The organism is Pseudomonas sp. 43NM1 (genome assembly GCF_002836905.1).
GTDB classification, from domain to species: Bacteria; Pseudomonadota; Gammaproteobacteria; order Pseudomonadales; family Pseudomonadaceae; genus Aquipseudomonas; species Aquipseudomonas prosekii.
In genome coordinates, this window is record NZ_MKGS01000069.1 from 14020 (window position 1) to 34818 (window position 20799).

Here is a 20799-nt window from a genome sequence, read left to right on the forward strand (position 1 = left end):
CCACCCTTTGTCCAATTCGCAAAAAGGAAGCCGCCATGCTCCGCCCTACCCTTCGCTTCGCCGGCCTCTGTGCAGGCTTGATGATTTCCGCCAGCGCGCTGGCGTTGTCGCTCAGTGATCTGTCGCAACAGGACGCTACCGGCGGCCTGAAAGACGCTTTGACCCAAGGCGCGCAACTCGCCGTCAAGCAACTCGGCACGCCGGGCGGCTTCAGCAACAACCCCGAGGTGAAGATCGAGCTGCCGGGCAAACTCGGTAAAGTCGCGAGCAAAATGAAGGCTTTCGGCATGGGCGCGCAGGTCGAGCAACTCGAAACCAGCATGAACAAAGCGGCGGAAACTGCCGTGACCCAGGCTCAGCCGATCCTCGTGGATGCGGTGAAGAAAATGAGCGTGGCCGACGCCAAGGGCATTCTCAGCGGCGGCAAGGATTCGGCGACGCAATACCTCGACAAGTCGAGCCGCGAACAGATCCGCGCGAAGTTCATGCCGATCGTCAAACAAGCCACCGACCAGGTCGGCCTGGCCAAACAATACAATTCCTTCGCCGGCCAAGCCGCGACGCTGGGTGTGCTCGACGCGAAGAGCGCCAACATCGAAAGCTACGTGACCGAACAGGCGCTCAACGGCTTGTTCGAGATGATCGGCAAACAGGAAGAAACCATCCGCCAGAACCCGGCCGCCGCCGCCACCAGCCTCGCCAAAAAAGTCTTCGGCACGCTGTAACTGCAATGCCAAACCCCGTAGGAGCGAGGCTTGCCCGCGAAGGGGCCGTTTCAGTCGATATTGCAGTCGCCTGACACGCCGCCATCGCGAGCAGGCTCGCTCCCACAAGGGATATGCGTTATGCCCAGATACCGCAGCCACCCCAGACCTATTGTGGGAGCGAGCTTGCTCGCGATAGCGGTTAACCAGTCAGAAATGTACCGACTGACACGCCGCCATCGCGAGCAGGCTCACTCCTACAGGGGGATTGGTGGGCTACTCGGATATCGCAGCCACCGGCGATTTACTGTGGGAGTGAGCCTGCTCGCGATAGCATTTGACTCGTCAACAATGCGCTGTCTGTCACCCCGCCCTCGCCAACAGACTCGCTTCCATAAACGCTCCGGTAAACCCGCTGACCGCCCTGGCGATGATCGAGCTTTGGAAGTCGATGAAGTACGTCAGGTCCAGGCCATCCGCCTCGCTGTTCAGATAAGAGCGACCATATTTCACCGGCGCATTACGCAGCAGCGTGCTGATGGTGATGTAACGGAAACCCGAATAGTCATGCTTGAACATCACCCAATAAAACAACGCTCGCGCGACCCGACCGTTGCCGTCGCGAAAAGGGTGTTCATAACCTACGGCAAAATGCAGGACGATGGCTTGGATCAGCGGATGCAGATAACCAGCCTGATCAGGGTCGTGCTGCAATTGATTGATCCACTTTGCCAGCGCCTGCAAGCGCAATGACAACCCCTCTGCAGGCGGCGGTGTATGGACGGTGTTGCCCTCGCCATCCTGCACTACCACTTCATCGTTGAACCTGAAAATACCCGGCGAATACTGCTGGTCATGAATTCCTTCAACACCGACGCGATGCATCGCCGCGATCAGTTCAACGCTTAGCGGTTCGTGGCGCTTCTCCCAGGCAAAACTCATCATTTTGTTATTGCCGATCACCATGCGCTCGTCGGGCGTGCGCGGCAGGCGTTGGCGTCTGAGCATGTCCTTGGCCACCGGCGTGGTGGTCGCTGCACCTTCCAGTTGGCTACTGCTGATCGCCTCATCCTCGATCAGATCAGCGAGCAGATAACTCAAATGCGCGTGCTTGCCGATCTGCTTCGCCATGTAATCAAGTGCCGCCGTAGTGGCGTGCCGGTCAACCGCCGTAATCGCCTTTTGCGCCGTCGGCGTCATCACAAAGTTAGCCAACTGCGCTGGCTCACCCAATGCCAGCAGGCGGACGAACTGCGCAGCGCGCGCTTTCTTCACCAACGCCCAACAGAGGTGAGCGTCCAATCCGGGCGCCCAGCGATAGCGCAACTCCGCAAACGGCAGGTAGCGCCCGCGATCATCCAGAGGCTTGAGCAGCGCCAGGTAATCCGCCAGGCGCGCCTTGTGTGGCGCTTGCGCCAGCAGGCCAAACACCGGGTCAGTCCGGCCCTTGAGGGCGGGTGGCTTTTTCATCACGACTGTCTCGGCGGCGGCAAAAAACGAGCCTCGAGTACACCATTGAGCCGGGGCCGACTCAATATCGGAGCATTCTGAAAAAGCTGTAGGAACAAAAACCTGTGGAAGCGAGCTTGCTCGCGATAGCGGTTAGCCAGTCAGAAACGTACCGACTGACACAACGCCATCGCGAGCAGGCTCACTCCTACAGGGGGATTGGTGGCTTGCCCGAATATCGCAGCCACCACAGCTCTACTGTAGGAGCGAGGCTTGCCCGCGAAGGGGCCGTGTCAGTCGATATTGCAGTCGCCTGACACAACGCCATCGCGAGCAGGCTCACTCCTACAGGGGATTGGTGGCTTGCCCGAATATCGCAGCCACCGCAGACCTACTGTAGGAGCGAGGCTTGCCCGCGAAGGGGCCGTGTCAGTCGATATTGCATTCGCCTGACACAACGCCATCGCGAGCAGGCTCGCGCCTACAGGGGATTGCGTAACCCCTGTGGGATTCGTCGCGTGCTTATGCAGGATCTTTCTTGATGCGGAACCACGCCGCGTATAGCGCCGGCAGGAACAGCAAGGTCAGCGCCGTCGCGACGATCAACCCGCCCATGATCGCCACCGCCATCGGCCCGAAGAATACGCTGCGCGACAGCGGGATCATCGCCAGTACCGCCGCGAGTGCGGTCAGGACGATTGGCCGGAAGCGTCGCACCGTCGCTTCGATAATCGCTTGCCAGGGTTTCAGTCCGGCGGCGATGTCTTGCTCGATCTGGTCGACGAGGATTACCGAGTTGCGCATGATCATCCCCGACAGCGCGATGGTTCCGAGCATGGCGACGAAACCGAACGGCTGGCGGAACACCATCAGGAACAGTGTCACGCCGATCAGTCCCAGTGGCGCTGTGAGAAACACCATCACCGTGCGTGAGAAACTTCGCAGCTGCAGCATCAGCAACGTCAGCACCACCACAATGAACAGCGGCACGCCGGCCTTCACCGAATTCTGCCCGCGCGACGAGTCTTCAACGGTGCCGCCGACCTCCAGCAAGTAACCATCCGGCAGTTCGGCGCGGATCGGCTCGAGGGTCGGCAGAATCTGCTGCACCAGCGTCGCCGGTTGTTCCTTGCCATAGATGTCGGCGCGAATGGTCACGTTGGGCAGGCGATTACGGTGCCAGATAATGCCCTCCTCAAAACCATATTCCAGCGTAGCGATCTGCGACAGCGCGACGCTTTTACCGTTATCGGTCGGCACCGCCAGGCTAGGCAGCAACGACAGTTCGGTGCGCTCATGCACGGTGCCGCGCAGGAGGATTTCGATCAATTCGTTGTCCTCGCGGTACTGGCTGACGCTGGACCCGGTCAGCGAACTTTGCAAAAACTTCGACAGGTTGGCGGTGCTGACGCCCAACGCGCGGGCGCGGTCCTGATCGACGTTCAGGTACACCACTTTGCTCGGCTCTTCCCAGTCCAGATGGACGTTGACCACGTGGGAATTTTCGCGAACCTTGGTCGCCACTTTCCGCGCCAGCGCCCGAACCTCCTCAATGTGTTCGCCAGTGATGCGGAACTGCACCGGGTAACCCACCGGAGGGCCGTTTTCCAAGCGAGTGACGCGCGAACGCAGGGCCGGAAATTGTTCGTTGAGAGTTTCGATCAGCCAGGTGCGCAGGGTTTCACGCTCCTCGATGGTTTTCGCCAGGACTACAAACTGGGCGAAGCTCGCTGCAGGCAATTGCTGATCCAGCGGTAAGTAAAATCGCGGAGAACCGGTGCCGACGTACGCCACGTAATTGTCGATGCCGGCGTGATCCTTCAACAAAGCTTCGAGGCGTTTAACCTCTTCAGCGGTGTTGCTCAGCGATGCGCCTTCGGCCAGTTTCAAATCGACCATCAACTCCAGACGACCCGAGGCCGGGAAGAATTGTTGCGGGACAAAACGAAACAACACGATGGACGCGATAAACAGCACCACCGTCAGCGTGATCACCGTTTTGCGCCAGCGCACGCACCATTCCACCAGGCGTCGGACGCGCTGATAAAACGGCGTGGCGTACGGATCCGGTTGCCCGGCGCCATGTTTGGCGGCATGAATCTTCGCCAGATCCGGTAGGAGTTTTTCCCCCAGATACGGCACGAACACCACGGCGGCAATCCATGACGCCAACAGCGCGATGGTCACCACCTGAAAGATTGATCGGGTGTATTCACCGGTGCCCGATTGCGCGGTGGCGATCGGCAGGAACCCGGCAGCGGTGATCAGCGTGCCAGTGAGCATCGGGAACGCAGTGCTGGTCCAGGCATAACTGGCGGCTTTGATCCGGTCGAAACCCTGCTCCATTTTGATCGCCATCATTTCCACGGCGATGATCGCGTCGTCCACCAGCAACCCCAGCGCCAATACCAGCGCGCCGAGGGAAATCTTGTGCAGGCCGATGCCGAGGTAATACATGCAGGCGAACGTCATCGCCAACACCAGCGGAATTGCCAGTGCGACGACCATGCCGGTGCGCACGCCGAGCGAGAAAAAGCTCACCAGCAACACAATGGCCAGTGCTTCGACCAGCACCTGAACGAACTCGCCGACACCGGTTTTCACCGCCGCCGGCTGGTCGGACACTTTGCGCAATTGCATGCCGGCCGGGAGGTTTTTCTGGATGCGGTCGAACTCGATTTCCAGCGCTTTGCCGAGCACCAGAATGTCGCCACCGTCCTTCATTGCCACGGCCAGACCGATCGCGTCTTCGGCCATGAAACGCATGCGTGGCGCCGGCGGATCGTTGAAACCGCGGCGCACGTTGGCGACATCGGAGATGCGGAACGTACGATCCCCAACCCGAATCGGGAAGTTTTCTATCTGCTCGACTGTCTGAAAATTCCCCGTGACGCGTAGCTGCAATCGCTCGCTGCTGGTTTCGAAAAATCCGGCAGTCGACACCGTGTTCTGTTGTTCCAGCGCTTGCTGCACGGCGGCCAACGGCAAGCCGAGGGTGGCGAGTTTGACGTTGGACAGTTCGATCCAGATCTTCTCGTCCTGCAAACCCAGCAAGTCGACTTTGCCGACATCCTTGACCCGTTGCAGCTGAATCTGGATGCGGTCGGCGTAATCCTTGAGCACCGCGTAATCAAAACCGTCGCCGGTCAGGGCGTAGATATTGCCGAACGTGGTGCCGAATTCATCGTTGAAAAACGGCCCTTGAATGCCCGGCGGCAAGGTTTGGCGGATGTCGCTGATCTTCTTGCGCACCTGATACCAGAGCTCCGGAATCTGCGCTGAATGCATCGAATCGCGGGCGACGAAGGTCACTTGGGATTCACCCGGGCGCGAGAACGAAACGATGCGCTCGTACTCGCCGGTTTCCATCAGCTTCTTTTCAATGCGCTCGGTGACTTGGCGCGAGACTTCCTGCGCCGTCGCGCCCGGCCAGTTGGTGCGAATGACCATGGCTTTGAAGGTGAACGGCGGATCTTCGCTTTGTCCGAGTTTGGTGTAGGAAAGCGCGCCGACGATGGCCAGCAAAAGCATCAGGAACAGTACGATCTGGCGGTTACGCAACGCCCATTCGGAAAGATTGAAACCCATCGGGGATTACTCCTTTTCCGCCAGATCGACGACCCGGTTGGAGCGATCCACCGGGCGCACTTGCTGCCCGTCGTGAAGCACATGCACCCCGGCGGCCACCACCCAATCGCTGGCACTCAAGCCTTCGAGCACCGGCACGCTTTTCTCGCCAAACGCGCCGACGCGCACTGGGACTTTTTTCAGGGTGTTGTTGGCGCCGACCACCCACACATAGGTCGCGCCGTTTTCCGCAGTGACCGCCGACAACGGCACCGACAGCGAGACCACGGCGGCGGATTGGATAAACACGCGGGCGCTCTGGCCCAGTTCGGCCGGGACTTTGCCGGCGGTGAAGGCAATGCGCGCGGCGAAAGTGCGCGATTTTGGATCGGCCGCTGGCGACAGTTCACGGATGCGCCCGGTGAAACGCTGATCGGGTTGCGTCCACAATTCCACGGACACCGGTTGATCGACCTTGAAGCGGCCGAAGTTCTGCTCCGGCAAGCTGATCAACACTTCGCGCTCGCCATCGGTGGCGAGGGTGAACACGGTTTGCCCGGCCGCCACGACTTGCCCGACTTCGACCGAACGCTTGGCGACCACGCCATCCTGCGGCGCGCGCAACACCGCGTAACTCGCCTGATTGGTCGAGACGCTGAATTCGGCTTTGATTTGTTTGAGGCGCGCTTCACCGGATCGGTAAAGGTTTTCGGAATTGTCGTACGCAGATTTACTGACCATCTGACGGTCCATCAGCGTTTTGTAGCGATCACGCTCGGCGCGCACCAGGCTCAGATTGGCCTCGGCGGCGGCCACTTGGGCGCGCGTGGCTTCCAGTTGCAGGCGCACATCTTGCGGATCAAGTTCCGCGAGGGGCTGATCAGCCTTGACCCGTTGGCCTTCCTCGACCAGTCGTCGGCTGACTTTGCCGCCAATACGGAAGGCCAATTCCGGTTCATAACGTGCGCGAACCTCGCCGGGATAACTTTCCATGGCCTGAGCGGAAGGCTGCGGTTGCACCACCATGGCCGGTCGCACGCTGACTTGCGGCACCTCCTCGTGGCCGCACGCCGACAATAAAAAAGCCAGGCTGACTGGCAACGCGAGGGGCAAGGCATAGCGCAACATGGCAAACGACCTTTCGCTAATGGTGCTTGGAATAATTATACTGGCCGGTATGTTATTAATAGCAAACTCACCAGTCCAGTATTAAAAGCGAAGAATGTCGAACAATCTTTCAGCCTCAAATGGTCCGGGTCGCCCCAAGGATCTGGCCAAGCGCCAGGCCATCCTTGATGCGGCGAAAATTCTGTTTGTGAGTAACGGCTATGCCAACACCAGCATGGACGCGGTGGCGGCCGAGGCCGGGGTGTCCAAGCTCACGGTCTACAGCCATTTCAACGACAAGGAAACACTGTTTTCCGCCGCTGTCGCCGCCAAATGCGAAGAGCAATTGCCTACGCTGTTTTTCGAATTGCCTGACGGCGTTTCGGTAGAAACGGTGCTGTTGAACATCGCGCGCGGGTTTCATCAACTGATCAACAGCGATGAGTCGGTGAACCTGCATCGTTTGATGATCAGCCTCGGCAGCCAGGACCCGAAGCTGTCGCTGATCTTCTTCGAGGCCGGCCCGAATCGCATGTTGACCGGCATGGAGCGCTTGCTGGGCAGGATCAATCAGAACGGCGCGCTGAGCATCGACAAACCGCGTAATGCGGCCGAGCACTTCTTCTGTCTGCTCAAGGGTGCGGGGAATTTTCGTTTGTTGTACGGCTGCGGCGAGCCGGTGGTTGGCGACGCGGCAGAGAGCCACGTGCGCGAGGTGGTGGGGTTGTTTATGCGGGCGTACCGGCCTGAGATTGTTGGCGCCTAGTCGGGAGCCTTCGCGGGCAAGCCTCGCTCCTACAGGGTTCGCGCAGATCCTGTAGGAGCGAGGCTTGCCCGCGAATGGAGCGACTCGGTATCAGGGCTTGAGCGCTTTCTTCGGATAAATGTCGTAACGACTGGATTTGCCATCCAGCGCATGACTGGGTTTCGGCCCGGCGATGCACGGCGCCTTGCGCGGTCGCTTGACCACCACCCGATGGCTGGCCAGCGCCAGCGCCGCTTCGAGCAATGCCGGGGCATCCGGGTCATCACCGACCAGCGGGCGAAACAGGCGCATTTCCTTCTTCACCAGCGCGGTTTTCTCACGGTGCGGGAACATCGGGTCGAGGTAAATCACCTGCGGCGGCTCGCCCTCCCAGTTACGCATCACCTCAATCGAATTGCCCTTGAGCAAACGCATCCGCGCAACGATTGGCGCCACGTCGAAATCTTCTGCAGCACGCGCCAGACCGTCCTCCAGCAAAGCACCGATCAGCGGCTGACGCTCGATCAGGCTCATCTCGCAACCGAGACTCGCCAGCACAAACGCGTCCTTGCCCAGCCCCGCCGTAGCGTCCAACACGCGTGGGCGCACGCCTTGGGCGATGCCGACAGCCTTGGCAATCATTTGCCCGGTGCCGCCGCCGAACAACCGACGATGCGCCGCGCCACCTTCAACGAAGTCGACCCGCACCGGCCCCGGCGCGTCCGGCCCCAGTTGTTGCAACTGCAAACCCTGCTCGCCCACTTGCAAGGCAAACTCGCCGTCAGCCACCTGCATCGGCAAACCCAGGCGTTCGGCCCATTGCTCGGCTTGTGGCTGAAACGCCGGGGCCGAGGCCTCGACATGGATGCGGCAGGCCGCAGGTTGTTCAATCATGGGGAAAAGTGCTCAAAAAATTAATGATCGGCAAAAAACGTCCGATAACAAAACTATCGAGCATTTTGCCAGAGCTGAGCGTCGACCGAGAAAAATGTCAGACATTCAAACCACATCCGTAGGCTACATATCGCGTCATGGCGATTATGCACTGCGAAATTCCCAGGCACTGAGCGGCGTCAGTCACCTATGGCAGGATTTCTTTGCCCAGGCGCTGGCCGAACAGTCGAGCGGTGTGGTGCCTGCCTGCGGGACTTTTCCCCCGGTTGATCTGCAAAGCCCGGTCGAGCCAACCGTCGGCAGCGAGCTCTACGCGCACATTGTTTCCCAGCGCGAATGCGATGTGACAGAAACCCAGGTCAAACCGCCAGAGCCGCTGTTCCTGCCGATTGCCGAGTTCGAAATGGACCTGGCCGACAAACCGTTCCCACCGTTCCCGCCGGAAGAAATCGTCGCGCAGCAGCAACAGCAGAACTTCGAAAGTGGCTGGGTGCGTCCCATCGTGCTCACCGCTGGCCAGCCTGTGCCAGCCGCCGGCCCGGCACCGCAACCGCGCCCGCTGCACTTGCCGATTGCCGAATTCGAACTGCACCTGCTGGACAAACCGTTCCCGCCGTTCTCGCCGCAAGAGCTGGTCGAGCAGCAGAAACAACTTGATTTCGATAACGGTTGGGCACGCCCGATCGTCCTGCAAAACCTGCGCATCGCCGCCTAAACCCCTCGCAACAGATGCTCCAGCAGCAAATCCGCTAGCGACAGACCGACCAACCCCCGACATCCACGTGAAAGTGATTACGATGCGCGGCGTTGTAGTCCGGGCTCAACACCACACTGAACATCTCGCAGGCGCCATCGCGGACCTGACGTAGAAACTGCGCGTCCTTATTGTCCTTCGGCCAGTCCTTGAGCACGTTGACCGAGCGCCCGTCCGCCAGGCGAAAACCGGCGATGTCCAGGGCATTGGCGCTGGCATGCTGGCTGCGCGCGCCGTTCTCGCGGTTGTACATGTTGCGACAGGCAAAACTGCCGAGGTGATCGACCCGCGTCACGGCTTGGCCGTAAACCGCTTGTGACGCCGGTTGCAGGGCGTGGCGCTCGAACAGGGCAAACGCCACCGCCAACGGACAACTGGCGAGGAAGCTGCTGCTCAGGCCCACCTCCCCGCCCTGCACGCGCAGGGTGTTGGTCAGCGGGCAGGTCGCGTCGGGGCTGTCGGCCTGACGGCTGGTGCGCAATCCGGAACTGCTCAGCGCCTGATCGCACAATTGCGCATCGCTGCGCAGGCGCATCAGCTTGTAGCGGGTGAGAAAATTCGGCGCAGCTTTCACGTCCAGCGGCGCCCACGGATTCCATTGCGCCGGCACGGCCACCCAGCCACGCCAGACGCTCACGCCGGCCGTGCCGACGAGCAACAACAGCAGCAACCACAACAACCGCCACCCACTCAAACGCATGGTCAACCTTTGAATAATTGATTCGCCTGCGCGTAAGGCATCGAGCGCGCGGTGAAATCGAAAGTGCCAGAAGTCTTGATCTCTTCGGCGGCGCGGAAGAACTCGCCGTACGCCGCCAAGGCCAACGCCGAACCGACGCTGATGCGCTTGACGCCCATCTCGCTGAGTTGCGCGACGGTCAATTGGAGCCCGCCGGACATCAACACATTCACCGGTTTCGGCGCCACCGCGCGGACCACCGCCAACACCTCTTCGGCGCTGCGCAGGCCCGGCGCATACAGCACGTCGGCGCCGGCCTCGGCGAAGGCTTGCAAGCGTCGGATGGTGTCGTCGAGATCAGGGTTGCCGTGCAAAAAGTTCTCGGCGCGTGCCGTCAGGGTAAACGGGAACGGCAAACTGCGCGCCGCGGCGACCGCAGCTTTGACCCGCGCCACCGCATTGTCGAAACCATAGATCGGCGCTTCCGCTCGGCCGGTGGCGTCTTCGATCGAGCCGCCAACCGCGCCCGCCTCCGCCGCGCGCAAAATGCTCTGCGCGCATTCCGCCGGATCATCTGCAAAGCCGTTTTCCAGATCGACCGCGACCGGCAGATCGCTGGCCGCGACAATCGCGCGGACGTTGGCCAAGGTGTCGTCCAGAGTCAACGCGCCATCCGGGCGTGCGTTGGAGAACGCATAACCGGCGCTGGTCGTGGCCAGCGCCTCGAAGCCCAGGCTGGCGAGCATTTTCGCCGAGCCGGCGTCCCACGGGTTGGGAATGACGAAGGCCTCTGCGCGTTCATGCAGTGCTTTGAACGCCTGGGCTCGAAGGGTTTGCGCATCCATTGGCAGCTCCTGAGAAGAGGGAAATCCGCTTCAGAGCAGGCCAAGTTGCTCGGCGGCGGGCTCTCTATATAGCTCAGGCAGCGGCGGCAAGCCAGGCAAACGCGTCATCAGTTTTGCGTGAAAGCGTTGCGCCAGTTTTGCCGCCAGCAGATTGTCGGCGGTGTGCAGGAAGATGTACGGCGTGCGCCCCTCTTCGATCCACGCAGCGATTTTTTCGACCCACGGCACCAGGAACGGATCGTTGGCCTCCAGTTGCGGATGGCCGATAAAGCGCACCTGCGGAAACTGCGTGAACGCTGCCGGGCGGGTCGGCACGTTGGGCTTTTTCGCCTGCGCTTCGAGCACCGAGGGCGCGGTCGAGGTGCAACTGAACAGCGCGCGCGAATCGAGGCAAATGCGCTCGACACCGCGGTCGAGCAACATCCGGTTGAGCATGCGTTCGGCATCGCCCTTGGCGAAGAATTCACGATGACGCACTTCAATCGCCAACGGTCGGTCGACGGCGTCGATAAACCCGGCCAGTTCCGCGAGGCGTTGCGGTGTGAAGCTTTTCGAGAGTTGCAGCCAGATCGGCGAAACCCGCTCGCCCAACGGGCTGAGCAGTTGCAGGAAAGTCTCGACCGCAGTCAGTTGCTCGCGCAGGTCGCCGCTGTGGCTGATGTCGCCGGGGAATTTGGCGGTGAAGCGAAAGTGTTCGGGCATGGTTTCGGCCCAGCGCTGCACGGTGCTGGCAGCCGGGCTGGCGTAGAAGGTCGTATTGCCTTCAACGGCGTTGAACACTTGAGAATAGAGGCTGAGGAATTCGCCGGGTTTCGCGTCTTGCGGGTAGAGGTAGTCGCGCCAGGCGTTTTCACTCCAGGACGGGCAACCGAGGTAGTAAGGCAGCAGCATCAGATGTAGAGGTCGAGGCCCAACACATCGGCATCCCAATCAACAAAACCGGCGGTGCTCAGGTAGCTGGCGAGGGCCATCGCGACGCTTTTGCTCATGGCGCGGTGGTAAAGCATGTCTTGCTGACGGGCGGGGAGATTGCTCAAGCGTTGCGCGGAGGCTTTGGCGGCACGGGCGGCCATTTGCTCTTCGGACGGAAATTCCAGCTCGCCGTCGATGTCATCGACAGATTCTTCCACCACGACATTGCCTTTGCGAGGCTTGCGCTTGATGGGGTAGGACTGAGAGGAAAGGCCGTCTATACGCATAAGTACATGCTCGGTATCGATGATGGCAGTTTAGTGGCGCGCGGACCACTTCGCAAACAGCCGAGTGATAACTAGAACACATAAAAGCAAAAAGGTTTAAAGCGAAGGGGTAAAACTGACGATTGGCTAATGCTGAAATACCAATTGTGGCGAGGGGGCTTGCCCCCGTTGGGCTGCGAAGCGGCCCCAAATTCCTTCAGACACACCGCGTAAGCAGGTTTTACGACTGCTGCGCAGCCGAACGGGGGCTTGCCCCCTCGCCACAAAAGCCCCTCGGTCAACGTGCTTTCGGGGTCGCAACCTTATCGCGCAGATAAACCGGCTGTGCCTCGTCCGCGACGATGGCCTCGCCGCGCTCCCAGGCAAATCGCGCCAGGGTCAGCAGGTCTTCGGCGTGCGGCAACATCGTCGCGTCGTGCCCGCTCAGGCTGACGCCAATACGCTCGGCGTAACCCCAACCAGTGCCGGCGCCGAACCATTCGCCGCTGGCATCGGCCGGCAATGCCGCAGCTTCCGGCGGCAATACCGCTTCGTTGCCGACCAGCCGCATCTCCCCCGCCGTCTCGCGGTAGCAGCCCCAATACACTTCATCCATCCGCGCATCGATGGCCGCCGCGACCTGACTCACGCCGTGTTCGCGGTAAGCACGCTGGGCCAGCACGGCCAGGTTCGACACCGGCAACACCGGGCGCTCCAGCGCAAAAGCCAGCCCCTGGACCACGCCGATGGCAATGCGCACACCGGTAAACGCGCCCGGCCCTCGGCCAAACGCAATGGCGTCGACCGCTTGCAGCGTGGTGCCGGCGTCGGCGAGCAGTTGCTGAATCATCGGCAACAGCTTCTGCGCGTGCAGGCGCGGGATCACCTCGTAATGGCTCGTAACCTCGCCGTCATGCAGCAAGGCAACGGAGCAAGCTTCGGTCGCGGTGTCCAGGGCCAGCAAGGTGCTCATCGATGTTTCCGTAAGAGAGATCAGAAAAGGGGCGCCAGTATAAACAACTACGGCCCGCAAGCGGGCCGTAGAAGATGAAGCGATTCAGACTTTTCAGCTAAGCGCTTCAAGCACCTTGCCAGTGATCGCTTCAACCGAGCCAACACCTTCGACGTGGCTGTACTTCGGTTTGCCTTGAGCGGTGGACAGCTCCTGGTAAAACTTCACCAGTGGCTCGGTCTGCGCGTGGTAGACCGAGAGACGATGACGCACGGTTTCTTCGGTATCGTCTTTGCGTTGCACCAGTTCGTCGCCGGTGATGTCATCTTTACCGGCAATTTTCGGCGGGTTGTAAACAACGTGGTAAACGCGGCCGGAAGCTTCGTGAACACGACGACCGGCGATACGTTGCACGATGTCTTCGTCTTTGACGTCGATTTCCAGAACGTGGTCCAACTCTACGCCAGCCTTCACCAGGGCTTCAGCCTGAGGAATGGTGCGCGGGAAACCGTCGAACAGGAAACCGTTGGCGCAATCAGCTTGGCTGATGCGTTCCTTGACCAGATTGATGATCAGGTCATCGGAGACCAGACCACCGCTGTCCATGACGCTTTTGGCGACCAGGCCCAGCTCGGTGCCGGCCTTGACCGCTGCACGCAGCATGTCGCCAGTGGAGATTTGCGGAATGCCGAATTTCTCGGTGATGAACTTTGCCTGAGTACCTTTACCGGCCCCCGGAGCTCCCAGCAGAATGACGCGCATCGATGTGCTCCTCAAATTTTTATATGGATAACGTCAGATTCGCCTCTTGGGGCCAATCTCAAAAATAGGGTCGTGTGGCCGCCCAAACGGCCAAAGGCTGATCAAGATACACAGCAGGCCTTGCCCACACAAGCCGCCGAAAGTCGGAGAAACCCACGGCCATCGCGACCTTGCGCCGAGGTGACCCTAGTCGCAACCCCGTCATTAACTGTCGCCTGCCAGACATCTGGCGCGCTTCGCCGGCAGGCACCCGCTCCCCGTGCCAGGTGCCTGAGCCCGCAGCAAAAACCTTAGCCGGTATTGCGCAAACCGGCGGCAATCCCCGCCACAGACACCAGCAGCGCCTGTTCTACCGGGCTGCCCTGCGCCACTTCCTGTTGCCGCGAACGCGCCAGCAACTCGGCCTGCAATAGATGAAGCGGGTCGAGGTAGGTGTTGCGCAAACGGATGAATTCCAAGGTGTCGGGGCTATGTGCCAGCAGTTGCGACTGGCCAGTCAAGCCAAGCACCACGGCGCACGCCTGCGACAATAGGTCGCGTAAATGCGCACCTAAAGGAAGCAGATCGGGCTCTACCAGACGCGCATCGTAAGATTGCGCAATGTCCGCGTCAGCCTTGGCCAGGACCATTTCCAGCATGTCGATGCGCGTGCGGAAGAACGGCCACTGCTCGCGCATTTGCCCCAGCAACTCGCCTTCGCCGCGTTCCAGCGCCTTGCTCAGCGCCGCTTCCCAGCCAAGCCAGGCCGGCAGCATCAGCCGCGTCTGGGTCCAGCCGAAAATCCACGGAATCGCCCGCAGGCTTTCGATCCCACCAGCGCGACGTTTGGCCGGACGGCTGCCCAACGGCAACCGACCCAGTTCCTGCTCCGGCGTCGACTGCCGGAAATACTCGACGAATTGCGGATTCTCGCGCACCACGGCGCGGTAAGCAGCGACGCCATCGGCGGCCAATTCGTCCATCAGATGCCGCCACGCGGGTTCCGGCGGTGGTGGCGGCAGCAAGGTCGCTTCGAGCACGGCGGCCAAGTACAGATTGAGGTTTTGCTCGGCGATGTCCGGCAGGCCAAATTTGAAACGAATCATTTCCCCCTGCTCGGTGGTGCGGAAACGCCCGGCCACCGAACCCGGTGGCTGCGACAGAATCGCCGCGTGCGCCGGACCGCCGCCACGACCCACCGTGCCGCCGCGACCGTGGAACAACAACAGTTCCACTTGTTGCTCGCGGCAGATATCAACCAAACGCTCCTGCGCCCGATACTGCGCCCACGCGGCCGCCGTGGTCCCGGCGTCCTTGGCTGAGTCGGAATAACCGATCATCACTTCCTGCGGCCCGTGCAGGCGCGCGCGATAACCCGGCAGCAGCAGAAGTTTTTCGATCACCGGCCCGGCGTTGTCGAGGTCAGCGAGGGTTTCAAACAGCGGCACCACGCGCATCGGCCGCAACACGCCGGCCTCTTTGAGCAACAGTTGCACGGCGAGCACGTCGGACGCGGCGCCAGCCATCGAGATCACGTAGGAGCCGAGGGACGCGCCCGGTGCGGCGGCGATTTCGCGGCAAGTGGCCAACACTTCGGCAGTGTCGGCGGACGGTTTGAAGTGCGCCGGCAGCAGTGGCCGACGGTTGCTCTGTTCGCGCATCAGGAACGCAATGCGCTCCTCTTCGCTCCAGTCTTCGTAGCGACCGAGGCCGAGGTAATCGGTGATTTCAGTCATGGCTGCGGTGTGCCGCGACGAGTCCTGACGCACGTCGAGGCGCACCAGGAACAAGCCGAACGTCACCGCCCGGCGCAGACAATCGAGCAACGGCCCGTCGGCGATCACGCCCATGCCGCACTCGTGCAACGAGTTGAAACACAGCTCCAGCGGCTCAAGCAGATCGCGGTTGTTTTGCAGCACATCGGCGGGGGCCGGGGTGGTTTGGCTCAGCGCCGCATGCGCCCAATTGCGCGTGGCGCGCAGGCGTTCACGCAATTGCTTGAGCACCGCGCGGTACGGTTCGGCGCTGTCGCCAGCCTTGGCTTTAAGGGCGTCGCTGGCCTGCTGCATGGACAATTCGGCGGCCAGATGATCGACATCGCGCAAGTACAAATCAGCGGCCATCCAGCGTGCCAGCAGCAGCACTTCACGTGTGACGGCGGCGGTGACATTCGGATTGCCGTCGCGGTCGCCGCCCATCCACGAAGCGAAGCGGATCGGCGCGGCTTCCAGCGGCAGGCGCAGGCCGGTCGCGGCGTGCAGCGCCTGGTCTGCCTTGCGTAAATAATTCGGAATGGCTTGCCACAGCGAATGCTCGATCACCGCGAAACCCCATTTGGCTTCGTCAACCGGTGTCGGACGGGTGCGGCGGATTTCTTCGGTGTGCCACGCTTCGGCAATCAGGCGCTGCAATTTTGCCTGGATCTGCTCGCGCTCGGCGCTGGTCAGGTCGCGGTGATCCTGCGCGGCCAGTTGCGCGGCGATCGCGTCGTATTTCTGGATCAGCGTGCGCCGCGCGACTTCGGTCGGGTGCGCGGTCAGGACCAGTTCGATTTCCAGTCGCCCAAGCTGTCGGGCCAGGGATTCGGCGCTGTGACCTTCGCCGCGCAAGCGCGCCAGCAGTTCCGGCAGAACCCGTGCTTCGAACGGCGCCGGTTGCGATTCTTCGCGGCGATGAATCAGCTGATATTGCTCGGCGATATTGGCCAGGTTGAGGAACTGGTTGAACGCACGCGCCACTGGCAGCAATTCGTCTTCGCTCAACTGGTTGAGGCTGGCGCTGAGTTCGGCGTCCATCGAACCACGACGGTCGGCCTTGGCGCCCTTGCGGATCTGCTCGATTTTGTCGAGAAAGCCCTCGCCGTACTGTTCACGAATGGTGTTGCCCAACAGCTCACCCAGCAGGTGAACGTCCTCGCGCAAGCGTGCATCAATATCGGTCATCAGCAGTTCTCCAGCAAAAAATCCGGGTGACCTTAGCGCCATGCATTGGCGTTAGTGCATTGGACTTAGAGAGTGCCGTTGTAGAACGCTTCTTACAAGCAAACGACCAAGTGACTTTAAACCTTGTGGGTAAAAGCTAGTCTCAAGAGTAAGCCGCACAACGGCTGCCGCCGCGCACGATTGCGGCATTCACCCTGCCTGCCGACTGCAGGCATGTCATGAGGTCATTATGAAAATCCGTGAGCTAGCCCAGCATTGGGAAGAAAACGCCAAGGGTCGCCTGACCGACACTGGCTACACGATTCATCTGGACGTGGAAGCTGCCGCCCGCCTGGCGGCAATCACCGAAATGTACCCGAAACGGCATCCCGAAGAGCTGCTGGGCGAGTTGATCGGCGCAGCGCTGGAAGAGCTGGAAGCGAGCTTTCCGTACGTGAAAGGGCAGACCGTGGTGGCCACCGATGAGGAAGGCGATCCGTTGTATGAGGACGTCGGTCCGACCCCACGCTTTCTGGCGTTGTCGCGTCGGCATTTGCATGATCTGGCGTCGGTTGAGGACGAGCAGAAACACTGATTCAGCGTAGGTAAAACTGTGGGAGCGAGCTTGCTCGCGATAGCGGTGGATCGGTCGAAATATTGTCGACTGACACAGCGCTATCGCGAGCAGGCTCACTCCTACATTGGTTTTTGTATCCCCTCAAAAACGTGGGTTGCCGGGGCTCGAAAAGCCTGACCATACCACTGCGCACCTCGAAAGTTCCCGATCTAGAGCCTTGTCCGTTCACTCAAATTTTTTTTAGGCAATGGGCCATCTTCTCTGAACTTTTGAAAAAGCGCTCGGGTCGTACCCTGTAACCACGCCTGGTACGGCCGTTTCAAATAAGCTTTTGAAAGTTCGGTTACGGCTCCAAAAACCAGGATGGATTAGAAGTTTTTCAGGAGTTATCCAATGGAGTTGAAGACCATGAAGACCAGCACTGCCAAATCCTCGTTTACCAACCTGCGCGGTCTGAAACTGGCTGCACTGGCTATCGGCAGCACCTTCGTACTCGCCGGTTGCGCCGGGAACCCGCCGACCGAGCAATACGCCGTGACCCAATCTGCCGTGAACAGCGCTGTCAGCGCCGGTGGTACTGAATTCGCAGCTGTGGAAATGAAGTCCGCTCAGGACAAGCTGAAACAAGCTGAAATCGCCATGCACGACAAGAAGTATGAAGAAGCCCGCACTCTGGCCGAACAAGCCGAGTGGGACGCTCGTGTAGCCGAGCGCAAAGCTCAGGCGATGAAAGCCGAGCAAGCAGTCAAGGATTCCCAGAAAGGTGTTCAGGAACTGCGTCAGGAAAGTCAGCGCACTGTTCAGTAAGCGCGCATCCGGACCACACGCCTGAAGCTCTTATCGATAGAAAGGACGAATTATTATGCGTAAACAATTGATGATCCCCGCTCTCCTGGCCGCAAGCGTTGCACTGGCAGCCTGCTCGACGCCACCGAACGCTAACCTGGAACAGGCTCGCGTCAACTATTCCGGCCTGCAAGCCAACCCGCAAGCAAGCAAAGTTGCGGCGCTGGAAACCAAAGACGCCAGCGATTACCTGGACAAGGCCGACAAGGCTTACCAGGACAAACAGGACCAGGCCAAAGTTGACCAACTGGCTTACCTGACCAACCAGCGCGTTGAAGTGGCCAAGCAGACCATCGCTCTGCGCACCGCTGAAAACAACCTGAAGAACGCCGCGGCCCAACGTGCCCAGGCCCGTCTGGACGCTCGCGATCAGCAGATCAAGCAGCTGCAGGACAGCCTGAACGCCAAGCAGACCGATCGCGGTACGCTGGTGACTTTCGGTGACGTGCTGTTCGCCACCGACCGTGCTGACCTGAAATCCAGCGGCCTGGTTAACATCAACAAACTGGCGCAATTCCTTCAGGAAAACCCTGATCGCAAAGTGATCGTCGAGGGTTACACCGACAGCACCGGTACTGCGAGCCACAACCAGTCGCTGTCCGAGCGCCGTGCCGGTTCCGTGCGCACTGCTCTGGTGAAAATGGGCGTTGATCCAGCGCGCATCGTTGTTCAGGGTTATGGCAAGGAATACCCGGTTGCTGAAAACACCAGCGCCTCGGGTCGTGCGATGAACCGTCGTGTGGAAGTGACCATTTCCAACGACAACCAGCCGGTAGTGCCACGTTCGGCAGTCACTTCGAAGTAAGACCTTCGAAGTAAATCCGTCGAACCAAGCCTTACGCTGTAACGCAAAAGCCCCGTCTGAGTGATCAGGCGGGGCTTTTTCGTGGGTGCTGGTTTTGTAGCGATGATCGGCACCTGTCAAGTGTGACAGTAGGCAAACGAGCCCACTTGCGCAGTTAATCGCGCAGCGCCTGACCCAACGGCGTGACGGAGCTTGACCGATGAAATACCTGAAAGGATTTTGGTTACTTGTCATCGCCGCCAGTCTGGCAGCGTGTATCCCCTCGCCTTCCCTTACGCCGGCAGCGGCGCCTGTTTCCAGCGACGCGGTTGCGACCGACACTCCCTTGCCGCGTGCGGGGATCAATCAGCGGCCGATCACTGGAGTGAAAACCGCGCTACTGCTCGCGGCGCATTGGCCCGGGGACCGTGAACTGGACATGGCAGACCTGTATGAAACCAGTTTCTCCGGCAAGCCCCGCTCGCTCACTCATTACTTGCTGAAAGCGTCCGGCGGCAAACTGGTCCTCAAAGGCACGACAATCTCCGCGAGATTTACCGAGCCGGTTCCGCCCGAGGGGTTTTGGGGTGAAATCAGCACAGGCAAAGCGGCGGCACGCGCCCAGGGTTATGAGCCGGATGACTACGACTACTTTTTCGCCGCGCACAACGACGGCGTCGGCGGCGCGCAAGGTTCGATGCCGGGAAACAATATCGTCATGCGCGATCAGCCGTATGCCGGCCACTACTTATGGGCGCATGAGTTCGGGCATAACCTGGGCTTCAGCCATGAGAATAAATTTGGCGGGATTTTCGACACTTACATCAACTGTCCCGGCCGAGGCTTGGACATTGATGCCCCAACGGGCTGCGCGACCAAGCGCTATGGCGATTCCGGCGATCCGGTGCAGGGCTCGAAATCGGTACAAGCGCTGTACCCGGCGCACAACCGTTGGTACGCCGGTTGGCTCGACGATACGCAAATGGCCGTGATCAAACAGACCGGCCTGTATCGACTGGGCGCTCTCGGCAGCGCCGGACCGCAGTTGTATCTGCTCGATCGCCCCGGCAGCAACGCCACGCAACCGTTGCAGATCGCCGTTGAGTACCGCCAACCGGGCCCGCCGTACGATAACTTTCCCGCCAATGACAATCGGGTGAATGGCGTATGGCTGCGTTACACCACGCTGACCACGCGCGTCGATAACGTGCAACTGGATGGCACACCCGAGACCGTTTCGACTGACGATCCCGCACTATTGGTCGGGCGAGTCTTCAATGATGTGGCGGCGAAATTGAAAATTCAGCTCTGTTCGAACGACCCGCGCGGCGCGACGATTGCCGTCGCTCTGGATGATCAAGCGTTGCCGACGTGCGCGCCGTTGCTGCCGTTTGCCTTTATTGCACATCCGACGTTGGCTGAACGCACCAGCCACAAGCCATTCGTTTCCGGAACCGGCTTGCCCGGCACCACGGTGATCGTTGAGAAAATCGACGATGGGCATATGGTCGGCGTTGTCGGTTCGGCGATTGTCAGGGCGGACGGCCAGTGGTCGACGCAGGTTGATCAGGCGCTGGCCGCGGGTCCGCAACGATTGGCGGTGTACACGACCAATCCGGGCAGCACAAATGGCGCGAGCGGCTATTCGCAGGTGTTCACGGTGATTGGTGCACCGCCAGCGGCCATCGTCCACGTGCCCGCCAACAACTCACAAATCGCGCCTTACCCGACGTTCTCCGGCACCGGTTTGGCCGGGGCGGTGGTCTTGATAAGGGAAGTGGTCGCCGGCCAGCCATCGGACGTTATTGCCACGGCGTTGGTGGATGAAAAAGGCAACTGGTCGGTGCAAAGCCAGACGCATGCTTCGAAAGGCCACTACACGGTGATGTTCATCCAGACCAACGGGGATCGGCAGTCAACGGCTCATCCGACGCGTAGCTTTTGGGTGACTGCGAAGGCGCGCGCCAACCTGTAGGAGCAAGGCGTGCCCGCGAACGCGCCGAGTCAGTCAACATTGATGTTGAAGCTGATGGCCTCTTCGCGGGCAAGCCTCGCT

At 60.4% G+C, this 20799-nt stretch carries 18 protein-coding genes; 7 read left to right on the top strand and 11 right to left on the bottom strand.

Features of this window, described 5'->3' with window-relative positions; translation table 11 throughout:
- Positions 1-35 precede the first annotated feature (35 nt).
- Entirely contained in the window at positions 36-725 is a 690-nt protein-coding gene (locus BI292_RS07925; RefSeq protein ID WP_092272652.1) for a DUF4197 domain-containing protein, read from the top strand.
- A gap of 342 nt (positions 726-1067) precedes the next feature.
- Here BI292_RS07925 and BI292_RS07930 read toward each other — a convergent pair whose 3' ends face one another.
- From BI292_RS07930 to BI292_RS07940, 3 genes are all read right to left on the bottom strand, one after another.
- Positions 1068-2174: a Fic family protein gene (locus tag BI292_RS07930; RefSeq protein ID WP_101207539.1), complete on the bottom strand. Its 1107-nt coding sequence runs from the start codon at positions 2172-2174 to the stop codon at positions 1068-1070.
- 501 nt (positions 2175-2675) lie between these two features.
- Entirely contained in the window at positions 2676-5741 is a 3066-nt protein-coding gene (locus BI292_RS07935) for an efflux RND transporter permease subunit (RefSeq protein WP_101207540.1), read from the bottom strand.
- A 6-nt stretch (positions 5742-5747) separates the two neighbouring features.
- Positions 5748-6848, bottom strand: a complete 1101-nt coding sequence (locus BI292_RS07940) for an efflux RND transporter periplasmic adaptor subunit (RefSeq protein ID WP_101207541.1) — start codon at positions 6846-6848, stop codon at positions 5748-5750.
- 94 nt (positions 6849-6942) lie between these two features.
- Between BI292_RS07940 and BI292_RS07945 the strand changes: the two genes are divergently transcribed.
- Positions 6943-7593: a TetR/AcrR family transcriptional regulator gene (locus tag BI292_RS07945; RefSeq protein ID WP_101207542.1), complete on the top strand. Its 651-nt coding sequence runs from the start codon at positions 6943-6945 to the stop codon at positions 7591-7593.
- A gap of 90 nt (positions 7594-7683) precedes the next feature.
- Here BI292_RS07945 and BI292_RS07950 read toward each other — a convergent pair whose 3' ends face one another.
- Positions 7684-8466, bottom strand: a complete 783-nt coding sequence (locus tag BI292_RS07950; protein WP_101207543.1) for a class I SAM-dependent methyltransferase — start codon at positions 8464-8466, stop codon at positions 7684-7686.
- Positions 8467-8560: 94 nt separating this feature from the next.
- Here BI292_RS07950 and BI292_RS07955 point away from each other — a divergent pair, with 94 nt between their 5' ends.
- Positions 8561-9181, top strand: a complete 621-nt coding sequence (locus tag BI292_RS07955) for an energy transducer TonB (RefSeq protein WP_092272670.1) — start codon at positions 8561-8563, stop codon at positions 9179-9181.
- A 34-nt stretch (positions 9182-9215) separates the two neighbouring features.
- Here BI292_RS07955 and BI292_RS07960 read toward each other — a convergent pair whose 3' ends face one another.
- The 7 genes from BI292_RS07960 to ppc form a co-directional block, all read right to left on the bottom strand.
- Positions 9216-9920 carry an extensin family protein gene (locus tag BI292_RS07960; protein WP_101207544.1) on the bottom strand — a complete coding sequence of 235 codons (705 nt, stop codon included), beginning with the start codon at positions 9918-9920 and terminating at the stop codon, positions 9216-9218.
- A 2-nt stretch (positions 9921-9922) separates the two neighbouring features.
- Positions 9923-10744 (bottom strand): oxaloacetate decarboxylase, encoded by an 822-nt coding sequence (locus BI292_RS07965; protein ID WP_101207545.1) that lies wholly within the window; start codon positions 10742-10744, stop codon positions 9923-9925.
- Positions 10745-10774: 30 nt separating this feature from the next.
- Positions 10775-11635 carry a DUF72 domain-containing protein gene (locus BI292_RS07970; protein ID WP_101207546.1) on the bottom strand — a complete coding sequence of 287 codons (861 nt, stop codon included), beginning with the start codon at positions 11633-11635 and terminating at the stop codon, positions 10775-10777.
- Positions 11635-11943, bottom strand: a complete 309-nt coding sequence (locus BI292_RS07975; RefSeq protein ID WP_092272681.1) for a hypothetical protein — start codon at positions 11941-11943, stop codon at positions 11635-11637. The genes BI292_RS07970 and BI292_RS07975 overlap by 1 nt, the downstream gene beginning before the upstream one ends.
- A 277-nt stretch (positions 11944-12220) precedes the next feature.
- On the bottom strand, positions 12221-12895 hold the full coding sequence (gene tsaB / locus BI292_RS07980) for a tRNA (adenosine(37)-N6)-threonylcarbamoyltransferase complex dimerization subunit type 1 TsaB (RefSeq protein WP_101207547.1): 675 nt from the start codon (positions 12893-12895) through the stop codon (positions 12221-12223).
- A 93-nt stretch (positions 12896-12988) separates the two neighbouring features.
- Positions 12989-13636, bottom strand: coding sequence for an adenylate kinase (gene adk / locus BI292_RS07985; protein WP_092272687.1), 648 nt, complete (start codon positions 13634-13636; stop codon positions 12989-12991).
- Positions 13637-13926: 290 nt separating this feature from the next.
- Complete coding sequence (gene ppc, locus BI292_RS07990; protein ID WP_092272692.1) at positions 13927-16557, bottom strand: phosphoenolpyruvate carboxylase; 2631 nt, start codon at positions 16555-16557, stop codon at positions 13927-13929.
- Positions 16558-16786: 229 nt separating this feature from the next.
- Here ppc and BI292_RS07995 point away from each other — a divergent pair, with 229 nt between their 5' ends.
- From BI292_RS07995 to BI292_RS08010, 4 genes are all read left to right on the top strand, one after another.
- The gene (locus tag BI292_RS07995) at positions 16787-17131 is read left to right on the top strand and encodes a pilin assembly protein (RefSeq protein ID WP_092272696.1); all 345 of its coding nucleotides are present in this window, start codon (positions 16787-16789) and stop codon (positions 17129-17131) included.
- Between the two features lie 375 nt (positions 17132-17506).
- Positions 17507-17920, top strand: a complete 414-nt coding sequence (locus BI292_RS08000) for a DUF4398 domain-containing protein (protein WP_092272699.1) — start codon at positions 17507-17509, stop codon at positions 17918-17920.
- A gap of 55 nt (positions 17921-17975) precedes the next feature.
- Positions 17976-18764 (top strand): OmpA family protein, encoded by a 789-nt coding sequence (locus BI292_RS08005; protein ID WP_092272702.1) that lies wholly within the window; start codon positions 17976-17978, stop codon positions 18762-18764.
- Between the two features lie 199 nt (positions 18765-18963).
- A complete protein-coding gene (locus tag BI292_RS08010) occupies positions 18964-20718 on the top strand; it encodes a transposase (RefSeq protein ID WP_101207548.1) in 1755 nt (584 codons plus the stop codon).
- Positions 20719-20799 lie beyond the last annotated feature (81 nt).